The following is a 7,043-nucleotide window of genomic DNA, read 5'->3' as shown; positions in this document are numbered from 1 at the left end:
GCCGCGTCCTCAACCGCCGGACGGGCTGAAATCAGCCCGTCCGGCGTTTGAGGACAACGCGCGAAGCGTGTTGCAGGGGTCTGGGGCGCAGCCCCAGTTTCGGCTACGCGAAGCGCTGGGACGGCGAGCCGTCGCACCCCGCCAACCGCACCGGCTCCTTCGCCGCCGCCAGCGTCAAGCACAGATCAGGCGCGGCCGCAGGCCGATACGTCGAGCCGGTGCGCACGAAGCGCTGATTCGTCCCACCGTGGCAGTCCCACAGCGAGACCGCCGTCCCGGCGGCATACGCACCGGACGGCACGTCCACACACCGGTCCTGCGAGAGCTCCGTGTGCAGGGACTGCCGCTGCGCGTCGTACCACCAGCCCTGGTTGCGGGCGCCGGAGCAGTCCCAGCCGCCGACCTCCGTGCCGTTGCGGCTGCTCGCCCCGTACGCGTCCACGCAGGAGCCCGTCGCCTCGTTCCTCAGCGGCCGGTACGCGTCGTCCCACGCGCCCTTGTACAGCACGGGCGACCCCGTGCTCGCCGGGTCCGCGCAGCCCGCCTCGCGGTAGCCGGAGGCGTAGAGCTGGCCGAGGCAGGACGCGAAGGCGCCGTGGCCGCGGTAGTTGGGGTGGAAGGACTGGCGCACCGAATTGGCGTCCGGCGGGAAGGGGTTGGCCACGTCGATGTAGAGACCGCGCGCCCAGGTGTTGTCCGAGCACACCTCGTGGCCGTGGAAGAGGCGCGAGTTGTCGAGGAAGAGCGCGCCGGTGTCCTGGGCCACCCGCCGCATGCCGCGCTCGAAGGCGGGCACGGCGGTGTCGCGGCCCCACGCCGCGTCGGAGGTGTAACCGACGCAGCCGCCCGGGATCTTGCCGGGGAAGTCCGGGTTGTCCTCGAAGTCGGGGCCGATGGGGCTGGGGTAGCCCATGACGACGAGCTTGTAGTCGCCGGCGGCGTAGCCCGCGCCCGTCATCACGGTGCGCAGGTCCCGTACGGTCTGCTCGACCTTGGGCACGAGGCCGTCGACGCGGGCCTGCCAGCCGGGCGCGTACTTCGGCTCGCAGGTGCCCTGGAGCAGCAGATAGCGCTCGACGCAGTCGGTCATCACGGGGCCGAACTGGAGGTCGTCGTTGGCGCCGGCGCCCAGCAGGATCAGCTTGACGCGGGTGTTGCGCGCCTTGATGGCGAGGGCGTCGCTCTGCACCGGTTCGTCCGCGTACTGCTTGCTGCCGCCGATGCGGATGTTGACGGTGGAGGCGCCGGAGCAGGCGACGTTGTAGGTCACGTCGGCGGGGATCGTGGTGCGGTGGATGGCGGAGTCGGGCGAGCGGTGGCACCAGTTGGCGGGTCCGTCGGTGCCCGGTTCGTAGTTCCCCACGCCCTCGCCGGATATCTCGCTGTCGCCGAGCGAGATCAGCGAGGTCTTGCGGTCGGCGAGCGGGCGCTCGGCGGCGTCGCCGTAGAGCTTCGTCGCCTCGGCGGCGCGGATCTTCTCCAGTTCCGGTGTCAGGGGGGTGGAGGCGGCCGTGCGGGTGGCGGCCTGGGCGCCGGGTCCGGTGGCGGCCATGCCGCCGATCGCCGCGGCGAACGCGGCGACGGCGGCGAGGGCACAGCGCAGGGTGGGTCTGCGGGTCATGGAGCCTCCCCGATTTCAGTTGTTACCCGCGGTATTTACTAGCTGGGAGTGCCTCTTGGGAACAGGTCGGACCGGACAAACGCTGTGCTGTACAGGAGGTAAGTGACGATGACCGACAGTGAGCAGTACCGGACCGAGCACGACTCCATGGGGGAGGTACGGGTCCCGGCCCACGCGAAGTGGCGTGCGCAGACCCAGCGGGCGGTGGAGAACTTCCCCGTCAGCGGGCAGCGCCTGGAGCGGGCGCACATCGAGGCGCTGGGACGGATCAAGGCCGCCGCGGCCAGGGTCAACGCCGAGCTGGGCGTGATCGACAAGGACGTCGCGGAGGCCGTCGCCGAGGCCGCGGAGGAGGTGGCGCGCGGGCGCTGGGACGACCACTTCCCGATCGACGTCTTCCAGACCGGCTCGGGCACGTCGTCCAACATGAACGCCAACGAGGTCATCGCCACCCTGGCCACCGAGCGCCTCGGCCGGGACGTGCACCCCAACGACCACGTGAACGCCTCGCAGAGCTCCAACGACGTCTTCCCGTCGAGCATCCACATCGCGGCCACCGCGGCCGTCACGGGTGACCTGATCCCGGCGCTGGAGCACCTCGCGGCGGCGCTGGAGGACAAGGCCGCCGAGTTCGCGGACGTCGTCAAGTCGGGGCGCACGCACCTGATGGACGCCACACCCGTCACCCTCGGCCAGGAGTTCGGCGGCTACGCGGCGCAGGTGCGCTACGGCGTCGAGCGGCTGCGCGCCTCGCTGCCGCGGCTGGCCGAACTCCCCCTCGGCGGCACGGCCGTGGGCACCGGCATCAACACCCCGGCGGGCTTCTCCGGCGCCGTCATCGCCGAGGTCGCCCGCACGACCGGGCTGCCGCTGACCGAGGCCCGCGACCACTTCGAGGCGCAGGGCGCGCGGGACGGCCTGGTGGAGACCAGCGGCCAGCTGCGCACGATCGCGGTCGGCCTCACCAAGATCTGCAACGACCTGCGCTGGATGGCCTCCGGCCCGCGCACCGGCCTCTCCGAGATCAACGTCCCCGACCTCCAGCCGGGCTCGTCGATCATGCCGGGGAAGGTCAACCCGGTGATCCCCGAGGCGGTCCTGATGGTGGCCGCGCAGGTCACCGGCAACGACGCGACCGTGGCCACGGCGGGCGCGGCCGGGAACTTCGAGCTCAACGTGATGCTCCCGGTCATGGCGAAGAACCTGCTGGAGTCCGTCCGCCTGCTGGCGAACGCGTCCCGGCTGCTGGCGGACCGCACGGTGCGCGGCATCACCGCGAACGCGGAACGGGCCCGGGAGTACGCGGAGTCCTCGCCGTCCGTCGTCACCCCGCTGAACCGCTACATCGGCTACGAGGAGGCGGCGAAGGTCGCGAAGAAGTCCCTCGCCGAACGGAAGACGATCCGGGACGTGGTCCTCGAATCGGGCTATGTCGAGCGGGGGTTGCTGACGCGCGAGCAGCTGGACGAGGCGCTGGACGTCCTCCGCATGACGCGGCCGTAGTTCCGCCCGCGTCAACCCCCGCCCCTGGACCATACCTATTGCGGCGCACATCACGGCGCACCCGCGGCCACCCCGCCTAGGATCTGCGCATGACAGCGGACACCGTGGACACGACAGCAGGCAGCGCCCCCTGGGCGCCGGGGGACCACATCCTCTGGCGCTATCGGGGCAACGGCACCGACCGTGTCCACATCTGCCGTCCCGTCACCGTCGTGCAGGACACCGACGAGCTCCTCGCGGTGTGGATGGCACCCGGCACCGACTGCGTCAAACCGCGGCTCGTGGACGGCACGTCCATCCACGAGGAGCCGCTGGCCACCCGCTACACCAAGCCGCGCACCACCGTCGTGTCCCGCTGGTTCGGCACCGGGGTGCTCAAGCTGGCGCGGCCCGGCGAGCCCTGGTCGGTCTGGCTGTTCTGGGACCGCGACTGGGGCTTCAAGAACTGGTACGTGAACCTCGAGGAGCCGCTCGCGCGCTGGGCGGGCGGCGTCGACTCCGAGGACCATTTCCTGGACATCGCCGTCTACCCGGACCGCAGTTGGGAGTGGAAGGACGAGGACGAGTTCGGCCAGGCGCAGCGCGCGGGCCTGATGTCCGCCGGGCAGGCGGCGCGGGTGCGGGAGGCCGGGCGGTCCGCGGTCGCGCTCATCGAGTCCTGGGGGGCGCCGTTCGCCGGGGGGTGGGAGAACTGGCGGCCCGACCCCGCCTGGACCGTACCGGCGCTGCCCGCCGACTGGGACCACTCCCCGGCCGGGATCCGGGCGTAACCTCGGGAAGCGCTTGGCGGGCCCCCGACGGACAACCGTAGGATCGGCCTCCGCGATACTGCACAGCAGCACGGCACGAACAGAGCACGGCATGTGACGCATGTTCACAACAAGACGGTCACAGGAGGGCGGAGCCGTGAGCGGTGACGAGGGGCGGGACTACGACGGCTACGCCCGCTTAGGGCTGGACCGCAGTGGCCAGGCCGAGGCGTTCGACGCGATAGGCGACCGCTACGACGACGCCTTCCCGCACAAGGAGGGCCAGCTCGCCGCCGGTGCCTGGCTGGCGGAGACGCTGCCGCCCGGCTCCCGGATCCTGGACCTGGGCTGCGGTACGGGCCTGCCGACGGCCCGGCAGCTCACGGAGGCCGGCCACCGGGTGGTGGGCGTCGACCTCTCCCCCGGCATGCTGGACCTGGCCCGCGCCAACGTCCCCGGGGCCGAGTTCCTCCGGGCGGACCTCGCCGGGCTGCGGGACGGGCGGCTGGGGCCGTTCGACGGGGCCGCCGCCTTCTTCTCGTTGCTGATGCTGCCGCGCACGGAGATCCCGCACGCCCTGCGGATGGTGCGCGGACTGCTGAGACCCGGGGGGCTGCTGGCCCTGTCGATGGTCGAGGCCGACGTGGACGACTTCGCGATTCCGTTCCTGGGGAACACGATCCGGGTATCCGGATACCTGCGGGACGAATTGCGCCAGGTCGTGTGCGAGGCGGGCTTCGACGTCGCCGGGGAGAGCACGCTGGCGTACGCCCCGGCGAGTACGGACGTGCCACCCGAGATCCAGCTCTTCTTCAATCTGCGACGCGCCTGACCCACGGTGCGCCCCCTGAACGACCCGGGCGTACGGCCCCGACGGATGGAACCCCACGCGTGACGGAGCATCCCAACTCCCACGGAAGACAGCGGACCGCGCCGACGCGGCAGGCCGCCGTCCAGCAGACCGCCGCCCCCGCGCCGGGCACGGCCGCGCTGGGCCCAGAGACCACCGCGGCCACTGCGGCCGCCGCCCGCCTGCCGCGCCAGCCGGACGGCCGCGAGGGTGGTCCGCGCGGCCTCGGCCGTCCGGAATCCGACGATCCGGCCACCGGCAGGGCCCACGCCTCCGCCGAGGCCGGCGACCCGGGCCACGAGGCCACCGGCCGCGCCGACGAGCACGGCGGCCCCACCGGCCGCGCCGCGGACAGGCCGGGCCGACAGGACCCGGGGTCCGGCGCGGACCCGGCGGCGAGCGGGAGCCCCGACGCGGATTCCCGTACCCACCCGGGGCGGACCCCCGACGGCGGGGACGACGCCGCCGTCGCCCGGACGCGCCCCGAACCGGGCCCGGACGCCCAGGAGACGACCGGGGCGCCCAGCACCGGGCGGCGCGCACCGGAGGTGCCCGGCGGGGCCGGCATGCCCTCCGCCGGGACCACCGGCGGGGAGCGGCTGCGGTTCGTGGGCGCCGCGACGCGGCGGATCGCGCGCGGCATCGACCTGGACGAGATCGTGCTGGGCCTGTGCCGGGCCACCGTGCCGACCTTCGCCGACGCGATCCTCGTCTATCTGCGCGACCCGCTGCCCGTGGGCGACGAGCGGCCCGTGGGCCCCGTCGTCCTGCGGCTGCGCCGCACCGACCAGCTGCCGGAGCACGTACGCGGCCTGGGCGAGGCGGGCGGGGCCGACGCCCCGGTGGACCGCGCCGACCCCGCGACCGATCTCGCGGCGATCGCGGCGGAGCGCTGCGAGGTGCGCATAGGAGGGCCGCTCGCGGAGGTGCTGCGAGGGGTCCGGCCCGTCTACGGCGACTCCTCCGCCGCGCGGGCGGCGCTCCCGGAGCTGCTGGGCGAGGACCGCGCCGTGCCGGACCGGCAGCGCACGATCCTCGCGCCGCTGCGGGGCCGGCGGCGGGTGATCGGCGCGGCGGTGTTCATCCGCCGCGCGGACCGGCCCGCGTTCGAGGGCGACGACCTGCTGGTGGCGGCGCAGCTCGCCACCCACACCGCCCTGGGCGTGGACAAGGCCGTGCTCTACGGCCGCGAGGTGTACATCGCGGACGAGCTCCAGCGCACGATGCTCCCGGACTCGCTGCCGCAGCCGACGGGCGTGCGGCTCGCCAGCCGCTACCTCCCGGCGGCCGAGACGGCCCGGGTGGGCGGTGACTGGTACGACGCGATCCCGCTGCCGGGCAACCGGGTCGCGCTGGTCGTCGGTGACGTCATGGGCCACTCGATGACCTCCGCCGCGATCATGGGCCAGCTGCGGACCACCGCGCAGACCCTGGCGGGCCTGGACCTGCCCCCGGCCGAGGTGCTGCACCATCTGGACGAGCAGGCGCAGCGGCTCGGTTCGGACCGCATGGCGACCTGCCTGTACGCGGTCTACGACCCGGTCGCGCACCGCATCGTCATCGCCAACGCCGGGCACCCGCCGCCGATCATGCTGCACCGCGGCGGGCGCGCTGAGGTGCTGCGGGTGCCGCCGGGCGCGCCGATCGGCGTGGGCGGGGTCGACTTCGAGGCGGTGGAGCTGGACGCGCCGGCCGGGGCGACGCTGCTGCTGTACACCGACGGGCTGGTGGAGTCCCGGATAAGGGACGTGTGGACCGGCATAGAGCAGCTGCGGGAGCGGCTGATCGAGACGGCCCGGCTGACGGGCCCGAACCCGCCCCCGCTGGAGCCCCTGTGCGACGAGGTGCTGGGCATGCTGGGCCCCGGCGACCGGGACGACGACATCGCCCTGCTCGCCGCCCGCTTCGAGGGGATCGCGCCGAGCGACGTGGCGTACTGGTTCCTCGACCCGCGCCCGCAGACGGCCCGCCAGGCCCGCAGGCTGGCCAGGCGCGCGCTGGCCCGGTGGGGCCTGGACGAGCTCAGCGACGCGGTGGAGCTGCTGGTCAGCGAGGTGATCACCAATGCCGTGCGGTACGCCGAACGGCCCATATCGCTGCGGTTGCTCCGGACGGACGTCCTGCGCTGCGAGGTCGGCGACGATGTGCCGCAGCTGCCGCGGCTGCGGCAGGCACGGCCGTCGGACGAGGGCGGCCGGGGTCTGTATCTGGTGAACAGGCTGGCCAGGCGGTGGGGCGCGACCCGGCTCAGTACGGGGAAGGTGGTGTGGTTCGAGATGGCGCTGCCGACGCACACCCGCTGAGGCCGCCGCGTACGCGC

The 7,043-nt window shown here is 73.5% G+C and carries 5 protein-coding genes; 4 read left to right on the top strand and 1 reads right to left on the bottom strand.

Translation table 11 applies throughout. The annotated features are described in order from the left end of the window. Positions 1-103: 103 nt before the first annotated feature. The gene (locus tag AB0435_RS25505) at positions 104-1,621 is read right to left on the bottom strand and encodes a ricin-type beta-trefoil lectin domain protein (protein ID WP_366004881.1); all 1,518 of its coding nucleotides are present in this window, start codon (positions 1,619-1,621) and stop codon (positions 104-106) included. Positions 1,622-1,729: 108 nt separating this feature from the next. On the opposite strand from AB0435_RS25505, the gene AB0435_RS25500 reads away from it, so the two are divergent. The 4 genes from AB0435_RS25500 to AB0435_RS25485 all read left to right on the top strand — a co-directional run bounded on the left by AB0435_RS25500 (position 1,730) and on the right by AB0435_RS25485 (position 7,026). Next, on the top strand, positions 1,730-3,124 hold the full coding sequence (locus AB0435_RS25500) for a class II fumarate hydratase (RefSeq protein WP_366428042.1): 1,395 nt from the start codon (positions 1,730-1,732) through the stop codon (positions 3,122-3,124). A gap of 89 nt (positions 3,125-3,213) precedes the next feature. Continuing rightward, positions 3,214-3,894 carry a DUF402 domain-containing protein gene (locus tag AB0435_RS25495; protein WP_366004883.1) on the top strand — a complete coding sequence of 227 codons (681 nt, stop codon included), beginning with the start codon at positions 3,214-3,216 and terminating at the stop codon, positions 3,892-3,894. A 100-nt stretch (positions 3,895-3,994) separates the two neighbouring features. Then, entirely contained in the window at positions 3,995-4,705 is a 711-nt protein-coding gene (locus tag AB0435_RS25490) for a methyltransferase domain-containing protein (RefSeq protein WP_366428041.1), read from the top strand. A gap of 59 nt (positions 4,706-4,764) precedes the next feature. Further along, a complete protein-coding gene (locus AB0435_RS25485; RefSeq protein ID WP_366428040.1) occupies positions 4,765-7,026 on the top strand; it encodes a SpoIIE family protein phosphatase in 2,262 nt (753 codons plus the stop codon). The last annotated feature ends 17 nt before the right edge of the window (positions 7,027-7,043 follow it).

Origin of the sequence: Streptomyces sp. NPDC051173, assembly GCF_040689515.1 — a bacterium.
In the GTDB taxonomy this organism is placed as follows: domain Bacteria; phylum Actinomycetota; class Actinomycetes; order Streptomycetales; family Streptomycetaceae; genus Streptomyces.
Note: the sequence above shows the minus strand (reverse complement) of the source record. Positions and strands in the feature narration are given on the sequence as shown.

Bases quoted from the DNA above. Each gene is read 5' to 3' on its own strand.
- AB0435_RS25495 (WP_366004883.1), top strand. From the start codon at position 3,214: ATGACAGCGGACACCGTGGACACGACAGCAGGCAGCGCCCCCTGGGCG.
- AB0435_RS25505 (WP_366004881.1), bottom strand. From the start codon at position 1,621: ATGACCCGCAGACCCACCCTGCGCTGTGCCCTCGCCGCCGTCGCCGCG.
- AB0435_RS25500 (WP_366428042.1), top strand. From the start codon at position 1,730: ATGACCGACAGTGAGCAGTACCGGACCGAGCACGACTCCATGGGGGAG.
- AB0435_RS25490 (WP_366428041.1), top strand. From the start codon at position 3,995: ATGTTCACAACAAGACGGTCACAGGAGGGCGGAGCCGTGAGCGGTGAC.